General features: G+C 50.5%; 21 protein-coding genes. 6 read left to right on the top strand and 15 right to left on the bottom strand.

The features are described from left to right. Positions 1-48 precede the first annotated feature (48 nt). From GBK04_RS28775 to GBK04_RS28730, 10 genes are all read right to left on the bottom strand, one after another. A complete protein-coding gene (locus GBK04_RS28775; protein WP_152766537.1) occupies positions 49-348 on the bottom strand; it encodes a hypothetical protein in 300 nt (99 codons plus the stop codon). Continuing rightward, positions 345-1,463, bottom strand: coding sequence for a DKNYY domain-containing protein (locus tag GBK04_RS28770; protein WP_152766535.1), 1,119 nt, complete (start codon positions 1,461-1,463; stop codon positions 345-347). Before GBK04_RS28770 ends, GBK04_RS28775 begins: the two co-directional genes overlap by 4 nt. Positions 1,464-1,485: 22 nt before the next feature. Further along, entirely contained in the window at positions 1,486-1,752 is a 267-nt protein-coding gene (locus tag GBK04_RS28765) for a hypothetical protein (RefSeq protein ID WP_152766533.1), read from the bottom strand. A 61-nt stretch (positions 1,753-1,813) separates the two neighbouring features. Next, on the bottom strand, positions 1,814-2,254 hold the full coding sequence (locus GBK04_RS28760; protein ID WP_373331506.1) for a hypothetical protein: 441 nt from the start codon (positions 2,252-2,254) through the stop codon (positions 1,814-1,816). Between the two features lie 2 nt (positions 2,255-2,256). Continuing rightward, positions 2,257-2,877, bottom strand: coding sequence for a YqhG/Tai3 family protein (locus tag GBK04_RS28755; RefSeq protein ID WP_373331505.1), 621 nt, complete (start codon positions 2,875-2,877; stop codon positions 2,257-2,259). A 12-nt stretch (positions 2,878-2,889) separates the two neighbouring features. Continuing rightward, entirely contained in the window at positions 2,890-3,252 is a 363-nt protein-coding gene (locus GBK04_RS28750; protein ID WP_152766531.1) for a hypothetical protein, read from the bottom strand. A gap of 44 nt (positions 3,253-3,296) precedes the next feature. Continuing rightward, positions 3,297-3,653 carry a DUF4406 domain-containing protein gene (locus tag GBK04_RS28745; protein WP_152766529.1) on the bottom strand — a complete coding sequence of 119 codons (357 nt, stop codon included), beginning with the start codon at positions 3,651-3,653 and terminating at the stop codon, positions 3,297-3,299. Between the two features lie 47 nt (positions 3,654-3,700). Continuing rightward, positions 3,701-4,594, bottom strand: a complete 894-nt coding sequence (locus tag GBK04_RS28740; RefSeq protein WP_152766526.1) for a CPBP family intramembrane glutamic endopeptidase — start codon at positions 4,592-4,594, stop codon at positions 3,701-3,703. Positions 4,595-4,787: 193 nt separating this feature from the next. Continuing rightward, a complete protein-coding gene (locus GBK04_RS28735; RefSeq protein ID WP_152766524.1) occupies positions 4,788-4,967 on the bottom strand; it encodes a hypothetical protein in 180 nt (59 codons plus the stop codon). A gap of 292 nt (positions 4,968-5,259) precedes the next feature. Beyond that, on the bottom strand, positions 5,260-5,664 hold the full coding sequence (locus GBK04_RS28730; protein ID WP_152766522.1) for a globin domain-containing protein: 405 nt from the start codon (positions 5,662-5,664) through the stop codon (positions 5,260-5,262). Between the two features lie 278 nt (positions 5,665-5,942). Between GBK04_RS28730 and GBK04_RS28725 the strand changes: the two genes are divergently transcribed. Together GBK04_RS28725 and GBK04_RS28720 are read left to right on the top strand one after the other, a co-directional pair. Then, positions 5,943-6,716, top strand: a complete 774-nt coding sequence (locus GBK04_RS28725; RefSeq protein WP_152766520.1) for a LytR/AlgR family response regulator transcription factor — start codon at positions 5,943-5,945, stop codon at positions 6,714-6,716. After that, complete coding sequence (locus GBK04_RS28720; RefSeq protein ID WP_152766518.1) at positions 6,701-9,736, top strand: histidine kinase; 3,036 nt, start codon at positions 6,701-6,703, stop codon at positions 9,734-9,736. The genes GBK04_RS28725 and GBK04_RS28720 overlap by 16 nt, the downstream gene beginning before the upstream one ends. Before the next feature lie 83 nt (positions 9,737-9,819). Here GBK04_RS28720 and GBK04_RS28715 read toward each other — a convergent pair whose 3' ends face one another. After that, the gene (locus GBK04_RS28715; protein WP_373331504.1) at positions 9,820-10,221 is read right to left on the bottom strand and encodes a transposase; all 402 of its coding nucleotides are present in this window, start codon (positions 10,219-10,221) and stop codon (positions 9,820-9,822) included. Positions 10,222-10,753: 532 nt separating this feature from the next. On the opposite strand from GBK04_RS28715, the gene GBK04_RS31355 reads away from it, so the two are divergent. After that, a complete protein-coding gene (locus GBK04_RS31355) occupies positions 10,754-10,882 on the top strand; it encodes a hypothetical protein (protein WP_373331503.1) in 129 nt (42 codons plus the stop codon). 435 nt (positions 10,883-11,317) lie between these two features. Here GBK04_RS31355 and GBK04_RS28710 read toward each other — a convergent pair whose 3' ends face one another. Further along, positions 11,318-12,061 (bottom strand): SDR family oxidoreductase, encoded by a 744-nt coding sequence (locus tag GBK04_RS28710; RefSeq protein ID WP_152766514.1) that lies wholly within the window; start codon positions 12,059-12,061, stop codon positions 11,318-11,320. A 130-nt stretch (positions 12,062-12,191) separates the two neighbouring features. On the opposite strand from GBK04_RS28710, the gene GBK04_RS28705 reads away from it, so the two are divergent. The 3 genes from GBK04_RS28705 (at position 12,192) to GBK04_RS28695 (ending at position 14,039) form a co-directional block, all read left to right on the top strand. Further along, the gene (locus GBK04_RS28705) at positions 12,192-12,629 is read left to right on the top strand and encodes a winged helix-turn-helix transcriptional regulator (protein ID WP_152766512.1); all 438 of its coding nucleotides are present in this window, start codon (positions 12,192-12,194) and stop codon (positions 12,627-12,629) included. 15 nt (positions 12,630-12,644) lie between these two features. Beyond that, on the top strand, positions 12,645-13,328 hold the full coding sequence (locus GBK04_RS28700; protein WP_152766510.1) for a GNAT family N-acetyltransferase: 684 nt from the start codon (positions 12,645-12,647) through the stop codon (positions 13,326-13,328). A 300-nt stretch (positions 13,329-13,628) separates the two neighbouring features. After that, on the top strand, positions 13,629-14,039 hold the full coding sequence (locus GBK04_RS28695; protein WP_152766508.1) for a RidA family protein: 411 nt from the start codon (positions 13,629-13,631) through the stop codon (positions 14,037-14,039). Between the two features lie 37 nt (positions 14,040-14,076). On the opposite strand, the gene GBK04_RS28690 is transcribed toward GBK04_RS28695, so the two are convergent. The 3 genes from GBK04_RS28690 to GBK04_RS28680 all read right to left on the bottom strand — a co-directional run bounded on the left by GBK04_RS28690 (position 14,077) and on the right by GBK04_RS28680 (position 16,998). Further along, on the bottom strand, positions 14,077-15,093 hold the full coding sequence (locus GBK04_RS28690; RefSeq protein WP_152766506.1) for a hypothetical protein: 1,017 nt from the start codon (positions 15,091-15,093) through the stop codon (positions 14,077-14,079). Between the two features lie 32 nt (positions 15,094-15,125). Next, the gene (locus GBK04_RS28685) at positions 15,126-15,311 is read right to left on the bottom strand and encodes a hypothetical protein (protein WP_152766504.1); all 186 of its coding nucleotides are present in this window, start codon (positions 15,309-15,311) and stop codon (positions 15,126-15,128) included. A 295-nt stretch (positions 15,312-15,606) separates the two neighbouring features. Then, entirely contained in the window at positions 15,607-16,998 is a 1,392-nt protein-coding gene (locus GBK04_RS28680; RefSeq protein WP_152766502.1) for a serine hydrolase domain-containing protein, read from the bottom strand. Between the last annotated feature and the right edge of the window lie 214 nt (positions 16,999-17,212).

Here is a 17,212-nt window from a genome sequence, read left to right as displayed (position 1 = left end):
AGGCTGTTTTATTAGGGGTTTGTGATTTTGTGCTGTGCGGAGGGTACTCTAGATGGATTGCCAGGCAAAGCCGATTGTCTTCTCCACCCAATGGGCGTTCAGTTCTGAAAACAGCTCGTCCATCCATTCCGGATCCTGCGCGGCCTGCCAACCCAGGTACCCTTTGGAAATCATAAAGGAATCCAGCACGAACTGAAGGATGTCTTCATTGGCGGTGTCGGCCCTAAGGGGAGGAAGGTGGACTTCCCCATCTTTGGTCACGAAAAGAATGTGGGAGTACCGGTCGTCATCGACGCTGGCCACGAGTTTGCAAAGTTGGTCGAGGGTAGGGTGCTGGTTTAAGTTCATGCTTGGTTGGTTTGGGTAATTTGGCGGCCCGCTGCGTAAGAATGGGTTTTGTCGGCGGCGTCGCGGTCGGCTTCGTTGGTTACCATCGCGAACGAGGCCGGATCGGCACGGGCCAGAATTTCCCCCTCGTAATACACATGACGGGCGTCTTTGGCGTAGCCATATTCCAGCATCGTGAAAGTGGTCCGGTCGGCCTTAGCCAGAGGGTGGTCCTGGTAGAAAACGGTTTGGCTGTCCTGGGCGTAGTCATCGGCCAGGAGCGCAAACGTCTGCCGGTCGGCACTTAGGATGCAGTGATGCTGGAAGTAAATCCGGGTGCTGTCGCGGGCATATTGAGTGTACAACTCCTCCCACTGGGCAAATGTGGCCGGGTCGGCTTCGGGAATGAGTTTATCCTTGTAAAATGCGTGGTTATCGTCGGTGGCATAATACAGCCCCACGGCGGTGAACGAATCAGGCAGCGCGTTCGGGAGGGGACGAACCCCCGACGTAACGCCACCAATGGGCATGTCTACAATGCTCCAGCAGTAATAAACAATTCGCTTGTCTTTAGCAAAATTTCGGCTTACCACGGCAAAGGACTTTCCGTCACTGCCCCTGATAGGGGCCTGTTGGAAATAACCCACCCGGCTGTCCTTGCCAAAATGGGGGTCGAGCGGCACAAACGAAGCGACATCAGCCACGGCAAAACCTATCCCTTGATAGTAAGCGCGAAACTTGTCTTTTGCGTAGGCATATTCATTCCCGATCACCTCGAACGAAGCGGCATCGGCCTGTATCACCCGGATTATTTTATTCCTCCGGGTAGTCTCGAACAACTTGAAATCAATGTAATTATCACAGAAGTAAACGACCGCGTGGTCTTTGGCATAATAGTCGTCGAGCGCGGTAAAGCTGGTTCCGACCGTAGGTTCGAGTTCAATGCCCCGGTAATAACCCCGGTTTTTATCGCGGGCAAAAACGCTGTTCAACGCTTCAAATGATTTGTAATCGGCCGAATCCATCCGGTAGTCTTTGTAGTACACGAAGCCATTTTTGGTCTGGTAACCTGACTTTTTACAAGCCGCCAGAAGGCCCAGGCCCAGCAGAGAAAGTAGGATATGGAATAGTTTCATGGAGGAGGTCAGTAAAGTGGGCTTAGTGGGTACTGATGTAACGGATTAACAGGAGGAGCGATACAACGAGCAGTAGGGTGACGATTTTTGTCCATGTATGCGGCAGCCAGTTCAGCCCGGCCAATACAAGGAACAGAAAAACGCCGACACCTTTCAGGGCGACCTCCATTTCGCCACCCCCGGCATCATTGTAGGGGTTCGCCTTTTGCAGCAAGGCCCAGACGACAAGGCCGCCGTACACCCCGATAAGGAGCCAGTTGATACCGTTAAGAATTTTGACCGTAGTCATTTTTACAGGGTTTAGAATGGGGCGAATAGTCTGGTGCAACCCTCCGATCGGTGCGTGTTTGTTAGTTCCCCTGTTGCCATATTCCGTATTTTTCCAGCAGGTCCGGTACCCGGCGGATGTCGCAGCCGAAAACAAAAATCCGGCTTCGTTTGTCGTGCAGGCTACCAAACGGAATTTCATCCTTCCAATATCGTACCCCGCGCGCGTCGAGTTCGGTGAGCAATACTTGTTCCTGAGTAGTCGTCACCAGTCCAATCAGGTGCCTATTTCCCGTTTTATCGCTGGTTATGGCGGCAAAGACGTAGGCAACGGCATCTGATTCGGTTTGGAAATAGTGCAGGTTGTCGCGCGCACCCCGTTCGGTGTAAAACCACACGAACTGATTCCCGTCGCGGTATAAACCGTACCCCTCGTGGATGATTCGCTTGCCGATGGCGTAGCTGTCTGGGTAGCAGTGGGCAGTCATCCAATCGTCAAGTTTCTGCATGGTCGATAGTTCCATTGTTATTCCTGACTTTGATTGAGTATTTCGTCGATTAGCCAGCGTCTATTCTGCCGCACGAGCCGAAATTCGTAAACATCGAGCAGCGTAAACCCCACCGTCGCCTGGTCGCCTAAAATCGTAACTTTGCCCATTTTTAGGGATTTGAGCGAGTCAAGCTGCGTATCCACGTCCTGCGTCAGCATCACCAAATCGTAATCGAAGCCGGTGGGAGGCCCTTCGAACTGCGGACTCTGGCGGAAGCCCGCCTGCCGTTCCCTAAAAAACACCCGCCACTGATTGAGATAGGCATCGGTCAGCCGGTGGCTGCTTTTCAGGTAAGTTAGGTACCGCTCCCCATTTTTCAGATTCACCGAATACGGCTTCCCGGCAGTCTGGTTGACAAGCGGAATCCGGTTCGCTTCCTGAATATGATTTTTATACCAAGTTAGAAAGCGAACCACCGTTTGCCGGGCCTGCCGCGTATCGGTGGAAACTGCGCTATCGGCAACCAAATCGAGTTGGGGCATGCGAATGGTCGGATCAGACCGCTTTGTCCGGTTCGACGCGTTCCAAGTTGGAACAATCCACATCAGATTTCCCAGCATCAGGATTATCAGCAACGGCTTCATATAGCGTTTCATAAACGGTAATATTTATACGTCGAACGGTAGGTCATACTCCCGGCTGACGATCTGGGAGGTGCGGGTTTTCACCGACACTTTCATTTTTAGGGGCGAGCCGAGAATCAGGTAGTTTTTCACAAACCGGTCATCATGCATAAGCCAGGAGTTGTCTTCGATCAGGTACTCCTCCACGCCCACTTTGCTGGCCTGATACGCCCAGCGTTCCACGATGCCGGGTTCATAGTTTAGGATAGTGCCCATGCAAAGTACCTGAAGGCCGGGCAGCGACTGATGGCCCAATTCGGGGTAGTTAACGACCGTAACGGTCAGGGAAGAACCGTCTTCGAGGTCTTTGACAGACCAGTCATCGAGAATTGTTTTTTTCGTAGTCATGTTTTGGTGGTTGATACTGGTGTAGGCAGCACCTGTTTATAGGGTTAAGATATCCCCGGTACATCATCCAGCCGATGGTACACCGGCAGGCCGCGTTCAGTAGCCAACCGAACGTCTTCATCGGCTCCCTTTGACTCGCCGGGGAGACGCAGGATGGCATCGCACCGATCAAGCAAATGGTGCGCGACAGGATACAAAATTTCCTGCCATGCCGCGTCGCCGGGTGTTTGACCACCCGCCAGGTGCCAGAGCGGCAAGGCAACCCATTCGCCGATCATGGGCAGGTAGCCCGCCCGAAACAAGGCCAAGATTACGGCTTCGAGCCGATGTAAGTTTTCGGCCATCAGAGCCGGATCGTCGTTCGTGCCGGAGCGGTATGGCCCGGCCACAAGAATCATCATGGTAGCTATGCGTTTACAGGTGAATGGATGAATTGCTCAGATTTTTGTTATGGGGCTATTGGGTCACCATATAATAAGTCATGGGGAGGGGCAGGCGGTAGCAGTTTGTTTTGGCGGTGACTCATCAGTAGCAAACAGATCGTTGCCAGTAAACAAAATAGCGTTGCCTGAACAGATCCTTCTGGACCAAATTCTCCGCCGGTAATCCACGCGGCTCCGTCGATCTTCGTAACTAACAAACTCCTGCTCAGTGCGCTTCCCGATACCTTGGCGCCGAAAATTCCTGATTCAGTAAAATTCCAGGCAAAATGGATGGCGATGGGAAACCATAAACTTCGGGTGTAGATGTACGCGGAAGCTAACAAAAGCCCGGCTTGTATGGAAAGTCCCAGCGCTGCGATCAGGGAACTGTTGGGGTTGGCCAGGTGCATGACCCCGAAGATCAAGGCCGAAAGAAGCAGCGCCACGTAACTTCCCCACCTTTTTTCGATAATACGGAATATGATCCCCCGAATGATAATTTCTTCGACAACCGCCACGGCTAAAGCAACTGCCAGTGCGGGAATGACGAAACGGAATGAATTAGTGGAAATGATCTGGAAGTCTGCGGCAAGGTAGATGACCAGAATGGTCAGGGATTGCAAAACCGCGCCCAGGGTAACTCCCATCATCAACTGGCTGACCATTCCGGTTAACGACAATTCTGAAATAGGTCTCTTTTCGTAGTAGCCGAACCACAGTGCGTAACTGCCAACAATGAGAATGGCGGCCACGACAGCGTTTATCAGGTTGACGGTATTCACGTCAAGTGCTGTTAACTTGAAAAGTTGAATAACGCCCACCTGTCCGATAGCCACAATGCTACAGCAGATAGTAATGCCAAGTGCTATTTGTGACAGGGGGAAACGCATGATCCGGTAGCTGATGGCTTTCGTGTTCATTATATAGAGGCTTTTTAAGGTGTATTGATCTTTATGGTATAGGGTTCAACCCGTTTATTCAGCACATGCTGGGATCTCCAAACCAAACTACTGGTTCTGGGTGATTCCTACCCTCACCTCTTGAGCGGCGTATAGGTGTGCTTGGGTGCCGATCCTCCTACTGGCCAACTGACCGTCGGCGGCAGGCGGAGTGTTATCCATCCACTGTCTCGATCCATTGCGAACCGAAAATGGCACTCAGCAAAGCCAGTGCGGCGCCCAGCAAATCGCCATGATGCAGGTACAGGGCAACGGTTTGCATTTTGGCAAAAAAGCCAATGGCCAGAAAGCCAAAAAATAGGGAAGCTAATTTGCAGATAAGTAGTTTTTTCATGGCTAATAGAGGATGGGAGGAAGGTGAGTGAATGACCTATGAACGATTTCAGACAAAGGTGCAGTTTGCCCCTTCTACGTTTCAAAAATTTTGCAACGAACCGTAGCGGTTGGGGTATGAATCGTGGGGAATCGACCGCAACCGGATTTTCCAGGTGGAAGATTGTTGCTGTTGATTTGGGGTTCACAGGAAAGAACTCCCTTTCTGCTTTCGTGTGATTCTCACCAAAAGCAGAGAACCTGCCTACACAGGAGCCAGCTTTTAGCCGGAAAACGACACTGACTTCCCTAGCTCACTCCTCCGCCAGCATCAACTGCGCCAAACCATCGTAGCAGGCTTCCCAGGCTTGTCTGACCGTCTCGTTCCAGTCGTTGCCCAGCCCCATTTCCAGCGTCCAGAGCAGGGCGGCTTTCACGTCCTCGTAATGGGAGGGCTGGACACCGTAGCCATTGTGGCTGCGGACCAAGGCGGCGATTTCCGTCCCCAGGGTATCGGGCAGGTCGATACGGGCCACGATGAGGCTGAGCATGTCGAAAAATTTCCGGTACTGGGCATCCATCGGCCCTTTGAAAAGCGGGCGTAGAAACGGATATTTGAAAAACAGCCGTCCGTAAAACACATCGCCAAGCAAAATGGGGTTTACTTCGCGCAGTAGTTTCCAGGTCTGCTTGACGAGTCGGACTTGTTGTTGGGTCATTGGAAAGGGCATGACAAGTCGGATATGGATGATAGGGTAGTAAAGGAAGTGGACGTGGGATCTTAAACACAGTATTTCCGAACGAATCGTTAATTTTAAGCAATGAGTCGTTTTCAGTCAGGTTTCAAGGCCACTCACGAGCAGAGGCATTACAATTGGAAGCTGGTTCCGCGTCATTGGTGGCCGATTTTCGACGGCCCGTATTCAAAAATAGTGCGGGGCACTGCTGAAAATGACAGATTTACAGGTAGTTTTAATTTCCTTTTCCAGCCTGTATCATGAATGCTCTGATTATCGAAGATGAAAAACTGGTAGCGCAAGAATTGGCCGCCAGTATTGCCGAGGTCGATTCGACCATTCACCTGGTGGGTATCGTCGGTAGTGTAAAAACGGCATTGACCTGGTTTTCCGAACACGCCGAACCCGATGTGATCTTTGCCGACATCCAGTTGGCCGACGGAGTCAGTTTCACCATTTTCAGTAAGTACCAGATCTCGTGTCCGGTCATCTTCACGACGGCCTACAACGAATATGCCATTCAGGCTTTCAAGGTCAACGGTATCGACTACCTGCTCAAGCCCGTCGACCACGACGAGCTGAAACAGGCGATTGGTAAGGCCCGGAAGTTTGCCAAACCAATGGGACAGGCTGGGCTCGACGTGCAAAAACTAATGGATGCGCTCAACCTGCCTTCGCCCTTAAAGCCTACTTTCAAAGAGCATTTCCTGGGCAGTGCCCGCAATCGGTGGGTACCCGTCAAAATAAGCGACATCGCCTATTTTGTCCGCGATCAGCTGATTTTTTTAGTGACCAACGCCGGCGAACGCTACATTCTGGATTACGATTCCCTCGACGAAATCGAACAGCTGCTCGATCCCGCCGTATTCTATCGGGCCAGTCGGCAGTGTCTCATTCATATCAATGCCGTACAGACGCTGAAAGGCCTGGCCAACCTCAAGCTACAACTCGTCCTGAAAGCGCCCAACCAGTCCTTTGGCATCGACATCAGCCGCGACAAAGCACCCACCTTCCGAAAATGGCTGGAAAAATGAGCGCCTACATTCCCGTATTTGGCGTTTGGCTGCTTGGGTTGCTGATGGGCCTGGGTAGTCAAACAGAGGCTCAGGAACGGCCCCCACGCTTTGAATTTGGACACATTCGGGAGCAGGATGGGCTTTCGTCCCGCAAAATCCATTATCTGCTTCACGACCGGGAGGGGTACCTCTGGATCGCCACCAACACGGGCCTGAACCGCTTCGACGGCACCCATTTTGTCCAGTTCCGCCACCAGCGCAATAACCCTCACTCGCTGCTTAACAACCAGGTGTATGCCCTCTGCGAGGATAAGCAGGGCCGTATATGGGCAACGTTCGAAAACGGAGTCAGTTGCTACGATAAAGCGACCGGTCGCTTTGAGCACATTACCTCCGTCGGAAATAAGGCATTGGGTATCTGCAAAAATATCCGCTGCGACCGGGCGGGAAACATCTGGTTTACCAGCCGTGATCTGGGCCTGTTCGGCTACACCACCAAAACCGGAGTGGTGCAGTACTATCCGGCCTATGCGACTGACAGCACCGGAGGCGTGCGTACGTTGCCCAACGGGTTGGTGGAGGACCCGTACCGGCCGGGTTTCTGGATGGCGGAAGCGCATGGTATGCGCTACTTCGACACGGTTCGGCGGCAGTTTACCACCTACATGAATAACCCCAGGCATAGTCCTGTGCTGAACCCTAACGATGTGTCCGCCCTGGCCGTAGATGGGAATCACCTGCTCATTGCGGACCACACGGACAGTTGCATTGTGGTGTATGACCTGCGCAGCCAGCGGATACTGAAGCGGATCAGGCCCGACACCCCACAGGACCAGGTCGAGTTTTTCGTAGCCACTATTTTCGTAGACAGGCGGCATAACCTTTGGGTGAGTACCTGGGGGGCCAAAACGTTTTATATCGACTCCCGAACAGACCGGGTAACGCCACTTCACCACGCCAAATCCGAACCCGCTTCGTTAGGTGCCGATTTCATCTTGTCTGGCTGGCAGCAATCCGACGGGACCGTCTGGCTTGGTACGGCCAATGGCCTGGCCTACACCAATCCGGAAAGAACATTATACGATGTATATGACCTGGAAGCGTTGTTCCCAGCCCTGACAGACGAGCGGGGCATCATCTCCTATATCGAGGACCCGGATGGGTCGTGGTGGCTGGGCACCTCCATCCGGGGGTTGCTGCACTACGTACCGGCCACCAACCGGCTCGATGTCTATCGACTGCCCAATAAAACAAGTCAATACCCCTGGGGAATGCCCGTTACGGGTATCGAACAGTGCGGAAATGAGTTATTGATAGGGTCTGATAAAGCGGTCTATCGCTTCAATATGCTGACGCACCAATTTAAGACTATAGAGTTGCACCCAGCGGCACAGTTGGTTCATCTTCGAACATTTCGGCTTATTGGCAATCAGTACTGGGTCTTTGGTGATGGCAAACAGGCGTTCGCCTACGACCTAACACGGCAGCAGTGGAAAACTTACCCAATTCGGTCGGCAAGTACCGATCCTCGGTTTCTGGTACGTCAAACCCTGCTCGACAGGCGGGGCAATTTGTGGCTGGACATTTTTCCCGAAGGGTTTGCGCGGTTCTCTCCGCAGCGAAAAGAATTTATTGTGACCGATACCCACCAGGCTGATTACGAAAATACGATTAACTCACTAGCCGAAGACCGGGACGGTTCCTTTTTGATGGCTACCGATATGGGTGGATTGGTAACGTACGACCCAGTGCGTCGTAGGGATACCATCCGGGCCGAAAACGACGCCATGACGCAGAGCCAAAGCACGGCCGCCCGACCCGACGGGTTCGGTAATACCTGGGTGGCTAACCTGAATCTGATTTCGGTTATTACAGCGGGTAAAAAACAGGTTCTCAACTTCCGGCTACCTATTAACGAGTACACGACTGTGTACAGCGCCTGCCTGTTTCCAATGCGGAATGGCCACCTGTTGTCGGCCCAGAAAGGTCATCTGGTCGAGTTCAAACCCGAAAACCTGAGCCCCGCCCGTCGACCGGAACTTGTGCTGCTGAACCGGCTCCGGCTGAATGATAGCACCCTGCTGCTGCACGGCCAAACGTCCCCCATCCGGCTAAAATCAGATGACAACTCGTTTATGATTGAGTTCAGTACGCTGGCGGTTTCGGTCAACCAACAGTACCGGTACAAACTGGAAGGCTACGACGATGACTGGAAAGAGTCGGGTACCCAAACCAACGCCGTTTATACCAAACTACCCGGTGGCGATTATATTTTCAGGGTTGAAGCCATAGCGGGCGACTTGCGGGGCCGGGAAACCACCCTGGGCGTTCACGTGGCCACGGCTTTTTACAACACCCGCTGGTTTCAGGCCCTGCTGGTGGCTATCGCCCTGGCTTTACTGTACAGTTTGTATCGGTATCGACTCCGACAATCAGCACGGTTGCATCATTTTCAAATCCAGATGACCAGGCTGGAACGCGATAAGGCCGAAATCCAGTACCACAACCTGATCAACCACCTCAATCCTCACTTCCTGTTCAACAGCCTGACCTCACTCAACAGTCTTATTCTGACCAAGCCCAAAGATGCTTCAACGTTTCTGCGGAAATTGTCGGTGATTTACCGCTATATTCTGCAAAACAAAGACTCGGAACTCGTTAGCCTTGAGGCCGAGCTTACGTTTGCCCAAAACTACATCGACCTGCAAACTACCCGGTTCGGGGACGGTTTGCACATCCGCATCGACGTCACTCCCGATTCGTTAACCCGGCAGATTGTACCCGTAACCCTGCAAAACCTGCTCGAAAATGCCATCAAGCACAACATCGTCAGCGATGACAGTCCGTTGAACATCCTAATTTACACCGAAACCGATACGTTGTTCGTGCAAAATAGCTTACAACGGAAGAGTTTCGTTGAAACGTCTAATAAGCAGGGTTTGAACAGTCTAAAATCACTGTACCGTTACCTAAGCCCCCGCGGAGTCACCGTGGATGAAACGGCTACCGAGTTCAGGGTTTCGGTGCCGCTGCTATAATCCGGTAGTGCCGGTTCCAAGAGCGAGCACCGGATAGGGTGTCCATTGGAGGTTCTCATTACAACTGGATACTGTTGGCGAATTCAATTTGGGGCAAGATTCTGAGGAATTAATCGCACAAAAGCGGCCTGACGTGTCTTGGTCAAAGGCACTTCGTTGAGCCAATCCACCAGCCGGTACAGATTGATCGCCGTGGCGACAAAAATATTCTGTAGGTGGGTTTGGGTCAATCCCGTATAACGGGATCGTCCGGTACGGCGGTGCGGCAGTCCAAAACCGCGTTCAGCTTGTGAAAGGGTTCCCTCAATGCCTGCCCGCTGGCAATAAAGCAAGGGCCAGCTTTCCTGCCCCTCCCGTTTCCTGGCTGCCTGCAAAGCTTGATAATGGGCATCGGCTCGCAGCTTGACACCCCGCCGTTTCATTTTGGTGCATTTCTTCCGAACCACACAGGGTACACAGTGCTTGCGGGAAAATTTGATGAACACACGAGGCTGGCCCTTTTCCTGAGTGACAATCCAAGATTGAGACAAATGCCCCTGGGGGTAAGTCGCTTGCTGGGTTGACCAATCCACTTGAAAATCGGCAGCTGCGAAGCCTTCCCCTGCCTTTGCCTGCCACCGCCCCGGTTGTAGTCTTGCCGGGCAGGTCCAACTAAATCAACCTGAGCAGTTTAAAGGGGAACGGGGGGGGATGGTTGGCTCATGAAGGCTCGTAATCAAAACGGTTTGATTGATCTTCTAATATACCGTTTTAGTGCCCAAAATGAATTCGCCAGCAGTATCCAGTTGGGCGAAAAGCGGCATTAGTGGACTAAGTATTTAGTTTTGGTTTCCTCAAAGGGCGTAACCCATTGACTCCAAGATCCGGACTGGTATTGAAGGAGTATTTTCCCAGGCGGTTGATATGCGCACAAGGAGCAGGAGAGATAAATTCAACCGGCGTAGCCCGGCGATCACTATCGTCAATGGGAAGCCAAAGGGGTACATTGGAGTTTAGGCGGCGAGAAATCTTTGCTTTATGAAAAACCACCCCAATATTGATCAGTATGGTATGCAAGAATTGGCCGTCAACCATGTATATGGCCAATTGAAAGATGCCAAGCTGGCCGACAATCCGCATGAATTCCAATATCGATGTGGGGATTAAGATTTGACAATACAAAGTTTGGAACCCGGAAAGGGGAAATACCGGACAAATGCATAAAAGCGGTTTTGTTGCATAAAAAAACCAAAGGCGGACCCATAAAAAGTTCCGCCTTTGGTAGATCGCTTCGTCCGTATACGATGCTCACTGCATTGAGTGCCCCTGAATGAAATGAACAACGGACTTATGCCTGAACTAGTTGCCAACCAGATACAAAGTGAGTGGACGCAAGGGAATCTTGGAATCGGGCAGACTTTCCGGTGGCGACATGGTACTTTCCGGAGCGACGTTAAGTCTGTGCGATGGTATTTCAGTGATCAGGAGAAGTACCTATTGAGCTTAACGAATGGATTCATCAGCACTATCCGTAACCTTAGATATCCCCAATCAAATTCAATACCACATTAGCCGATCAATTTCGGGTACCATCCGTCCTTTTCAGGATTGGTTCAGTAGGTTGAACGCTTCCTGGGGGTCAGACAGGAAAAGTTGTCGAAAGGAGTTGGTCCTACCGACGTAAATCTCGAACATATCGTTTTCCATGCCTTCAATTAGCTCTGTGGCTACCTCCTGGGCGGGCATCCCGTGCTGTTGTCCGCCGATTTCCTTAGAAAACTCCGTATTAACGGTAGGCGGCATCAGCTCAAATACCTTCACCGCCGTGTCTTTTGCCAGCGTGTGCCGCAGCGCCAGTGTGTAGGAATGGACGGCCGCCTTGCTGTCAGAATAGGTAGGAAGTACACTTAACGGGGAGAAGGCGACAATCGAACTGACGTTGACGATGGCAGCTTCCGGATGCCTTTTCAACGTAGGAAGCAACTTCTCAGTCAAGCGAATCAGCGAGAAATAATTCGTGTCCATTTCCTGTTTCGCTTTGTTAAAGGCCTGGGCATCTTCTGAGTGCGTGTATTTGAAAGCCATACCGGCATTATTTATCAGCACACTCAGTTCGGGGTAGTGGGATCCGATTTCATCGACCAGCTTATCCACCTCACCGGTGTCCGTAATGTCGCAGGGCAGGGCGATGGTGTTGTGCGACGATGCTGCGGCCTGATGCAGTTTTTGCGCATCGCGGCCAACGATCAGGACCTTATTCCCTCGCTGGCTCAGGAGTTTTGCGATTTGCAGGCCGATGCCCGAACCACCGCCGGTTATCAGTACGGTTCTTTCAGATAAATTCATCTTGTTTTGCTTTTTGTTTGATTGTTAAACTAGATTGGATTTTAAAATCGCTTATATTTGCTTGCAAAATGCAAGTGAACAAAGGTATGTGATTTAACTTGCATTTTGCAAGTTAAATCTTATTCAGTTTATGAAAAAGTTAAAACCCCGGTCTGATTGCCCGCTGAGTTATACCCTTGATTTCTTCGGCGACAAGTGGTCGCTGCTGATCATACGGGACTTGATTCTGTTCGATAAATCGACGTACGGCGAATTCCTTAACTCAAAAGAGAAGATTGCCACCAACATTCTGGCTGACCGGCTCAATATGCTCGAGACGTACGGGTTTGTGACCAAGGCCGTGGCCACTGATAAGAAGTCAAAGTTTGTATACAGCTTGACCGAAAAAGGCATTGGTCTGGTACCGATCCTGGTGGAAATCAGCTTATGGGGCTCGCAGTATAACCCACCGGGGTTAGCAGGTCCATTACTGCATGCCTTCCAAACGGACAAGCCTGCTACCATTGAAGCTCTTCAGGCTAGACTCCGGCAAAGACTTCACCAGGCCAGTACTTCCCAGACCGAATAGTTTATCGCGTACCATATGATAGAAACCCTCGATAATCCGGTTTGGTCGGCACTGACCAGTGGCAATAAACATCTGGCCTTAGGCAGTGCAGGGGCCAAATATTTCCAGCCGGCGATTGCGCCGTTTGCAGCCGTGGCCGAAAATACGCGTGAGCATTTTGACAATTTATGGGAGGTGGTTCCTGACAATCAGCCAGTCGCTCTGTTCAGGAAAGAGCAAAATCTGACTCATTCACCGTGGACAATCATTAATCGGATCGATGGTTTCCAAATGCTTTTTGAGGGAGCTACCCCCGATGCGGGAGATGCGCCCCTACCGGCCCTTTCCAGAAGCGATGTGCCACAAATGCTGGCCCTAACTCAGCTTAGCCCACCGGGGCCTTTTCTGGCAGACACTATCGCTTTTGGCGGGTATGAAGGGATCTACGAGGGAGGACAACTGGTAGCAATGGCGGGTCGGCGGTTTGACAGTGGTACCCACGTGGAGATTAGTGCCGTTTGTACCCATCCCGACCACACCGGCAGGGGCTATGCCCGGCAATTGATCCATAGTCAGATACGGCATATTCGGGCTGAGGGAAAACTACCATACCTCCACGTGCGAGCGGACAATACGCGGGCACACGGTATCTACCGACAAATGGGGTTTATAGAACGTGCCGCGATGTTCATCTACATATTGAAGAAAAATTTGCAATAAGCAACCTCTCTTGCTCCATCTCGGGATACAGGGGTAGATTTTTACGAGAAACTGGCAGAAAGAACCTGCTACATTTGACTGGACATTCAGTTAGATCATTCTTAACTTTATGTCCAGTCAAATGTAGCAGGTTCAATAGGAGGATTACCGCTTTTCTTACGTACCTTAGTAATCAATGGCTCTAGATGCGGTTGATTTACAATTACCCATCTTATTGGGTGTTGGAATGCAAAGCTCATCGATTCCAACTAAAAAAGATGAAAATCAGACTTGCATATAGTTTCATTAGATACCCTGACCTTGGAAAAGAGCTTTGTTAATCCTCCAGGATTACCCAAATGGACGCAGGCATTTTCGCAAATAGCCACTGTCAATAATGGCGGAATGACGACGATCTACCTATCAGGTCAGGTTTCCGTTAATCAGCATAATGAGCTCATCGGTGAAAATAACCTTTCCAAACAAGCAGACCAAGCCTTCAGAAACCTGCAACTGGCGCTGGGATCTGTGGGCGCGACAACAAGGGATGTTGTCAAGATCAATATCTATGTAAAGAATTATAAACAGGAAGATGCGATGGTAGTTGGCGACGCTTTCCGACGCGCTTTTCCTTTCGAGAACCTTCCAGCCAGCACCTGGATTGGCGTGCAATCACTGGCGCTTGAAGGGCTGCTCATTGAAATAGACGTCATTGCAGTTGTTGCAGAATAGCAATTCCAAAGGAATTTAGGATTTTTATTGTGATAATTTATTGCATTCTCGGAACCTCCCAAACCTTGAAGATCTGGTCATTCACCAGCTTTGTCACCTTGCCATCGGGCCCTTTCACAAAATGAAGTTTCCAGTTATCGGCTTTGAGGAACAAGTCAGTTTCAGAGGCTGCACCAAGTTCCCATTTGGGATTTCCCGGTAATTGCAAGTAGAGCTTTCCAGCTTCGCGGCTGACGGTTAAATGCCATTTTTGGTCACCGTAGTTGCCCAGAAGCAAGTCGGTTTTCACATCAGCAAGCTCTATTTCAGGTACCCGCTCCACAAATGGCGTGATTGCAGCATACCAGAAATGGTGCCAGCCGGGCGAGCCCCAACTCAACGTAATACTGGTTTGAAAAATCACGATCAGCAACGTGCCAACCCAGGTAATTAAATGAAAACGTCTGAGGCTGAGCCAATCGTAAATGAACAATGGAATCAGGAGTATATCGAGATAAATAAACCGGACGAATACGGCTGTTTGAAGACCGGGCAGAAATCTTATCCGGTCAATGCCGGCCTGAATGACGATCAGTGTTGCCAGTAAAAGTAACCGTTTGTGAGCGGCCGCTTGTTTCCGAACGAGTATTCCCCATGCAAAGAAAATGCCGAAAAGAACCAGTAAGTACAACTGAATGAATAAGATATCAAACTGGCCGCCTGGCTCGGGCGGATTATTGACGATCAATGCGCGAACAGTAATACCGAGCAGCGACAGCCAGACAAGGATGCCAAATACAAATCCAGTTTGCCCGAGCTGCCGGTGACGTTTCACATTGTCCTTGGCGACTAGCAGGGTTAGCGCCAAAAATATTCCCAACCACGCCGTCATAATGAGACCATGAACATGCAAAAACCAATGCAATTTGATGTTCTCCTGAGCGAACATCTGATAGTCCGGAATAAAGCCAAGTGCGGCCAAAATTGGAAACAGAATGGCCATTGAAACAAAAAAGTAGCGGCCCTTGCGGATGGAGATGCTTTTGGAACCTGTATTTTTTAGTGAAATTTCCATGATGTTAGTGAAGGTTTGGTATAATGGACTGATCATTTTCCCGAAAGGAACAGATCGTGGCCGTTGTTTGAAGTGATAGCTGTATGGGAGAGAATGTACCTGAAAAATGCCAGCACGCTGTCGAATGCAAACCAGCAGATGATCAGCACCACGATCCCGTATGCGGCGATCAGGATTAGCAGCAGTTTTTTGTCCAGGTTGGGCGAGTCGGTTTTCATGGGAATTGGGATGGTTGCGGATGACATTATTCCTGGTTGTTTATTTTATGAAATTTCAAATGCTTGACCCCGAATGCCTACACCTCGAAGCCTGTGATGCGTTTTTTTGTATCCCGTGACATCGTCAGATGGCTCATCCACCAGTTTCCGTTGAGCAGGTGATCGGAGAATCGTATTTCGGACTGGTGATAAACAACTGGCCATTTCGCATGACGATCTCATACCTGCAATCCAGCTCCGGGCTGTGATAGGCGCCCAGGTACGTTTTCAATGTGTTTAGGGATTGCGATGTGTTTCATGTGTACTTGTCGAGGTGATAACACTGGTCTGCCGCCTTGACATCCACTGTGGTATCTTTTCCATCTGTCTTGAAAATGAAACGGGCACGATCCGCCCCTCCCAGTGAAAAGTTGTTTGGTGAATCTTGCTGCAAAAGAGCAGTTTGGTCAAAAAGATGAGAATACAAGCCAGTGCCTTTCTTTTCAAAGCTCAAAGGGAGCCCGTCGTCGCCAATGTAGTTGCCTGCAAGCTTTGCAAGTCCCAATGTATCTGCCAACACCCTAGCCGGGCTGTATGCCGATTCTCTTTTCGGCTCCATTTTGTTTTCCTCCAAAAAAAGATCGGCCAATGCGTGCACCCTGGCGTCGGGATCAAAATCACCCACATTACTGAGCACGACGAAGCCCATTTTCTTTTCGGGAAAAACAGCCATATGTGTCCGGAAACCCGCGTCGCTGCCACCATGCGCATATTGCTTCCATCCTTTAAAGGTATTCACGGTAATCCCGCTGGCATAGGTCAATCGCTCGCCGCTGTTTAATGCCAACTTTTTCGTTAGCATTTCAACGGTCTGCTGATCCGCCTTTACTGGATTACATAAGCTTGTGACCCATACAGCTAAATCGACAATGTTGGTTAAAAGACCGGTTGCCCCCGCGGTAGAACAGCTCAAAGTGCTATTGGTGAAATGCGTCTCCTCCATGCGGTTATAGGAATATGAGCGGTTCCTGACGATCTCCGCGCCATTGTCGTGAAAATGCGTATTCGTCATTTTCAATGGTTTGAAGATCGCCGAATCTGCAAATTGGCGTAGTGTCTGGCCAGTTACCGACTTCACGATTTCGGCGAGCATGGTGTAGCCGCTGCTCGAATAGTTGTACTGGTCTCCGGGGGTGAAATTCAGTGCCCGTTGTTTGGCTAGCACCTTGATGATCTGATCCTGCGTGACCACATCGTCGAGCCTTGTGCCCGATATGGCCAGTAATTGCCATTGATCCCGGATTCCGCTTGTGTGGTTCAGCAAATGTTGTATCGTAATCTTTGCTTTCAGGTCCGGAAAACAGGGCAGGTATTTGTGAATGTCATCCGTGAGATTAAGCTTCCCTTCTCTCGCCAGTAAAAGGACCGACCAGGCTGTAAACTGTTTGGAAATCGAGGCAACGTGAAAGATGGTTTCCGGGGTGTTGGCAACATCGTACTCCAGGTTAGCCATGCCATAGCCCTTTGCGTAAACCAGCGTGTCATTTCTCACGATACCGATCGTGCAACCCGGGCTGGTGTTGGAAGTCCAGGTCGAAAATAAGCTGTCGATCTGCCAGATTGTCTTTGGCGGCAGGGACTGTGAGAATGCTTTTGTAAGTGACTGAATGACTATCGTCACGCTGAATAGCAAGCTTTTGCTGTTCATGATTTTATACTGTATGTTGAATGCAAAAAGAAGAAGCGGTGATTTTTTGTAAAGGTAGCTGGCCGGCGCAGGCGGTGGCTAGCACAATCCGCCCTCAATGTAACAATCCGGTAACGTGCGGAAAACAAGGTTTTTTGAGATACGAAAACCCTACAACACCCGTAACAAAAGCTGTAAGACTGGTAACCGGGAATGTGTATACGTCAGAAAATCG

Origin of the sequence: Salmonirosea aquatica (assembly GCF_009296315.1) — a bacterium.
In the GTDB taxonomy this organism is placed as follows: domain Bacteria; phylum Bacteroidota; class Bacteroidia; order Cytophagales; family Spirosomataceae; genus Salmonirosea; species Salmonirosea aquatica.
Note: the sequence above shows the minus strand (reverse complement) of the source record. Positions and strands in the feature narration are given on the sequence as shown.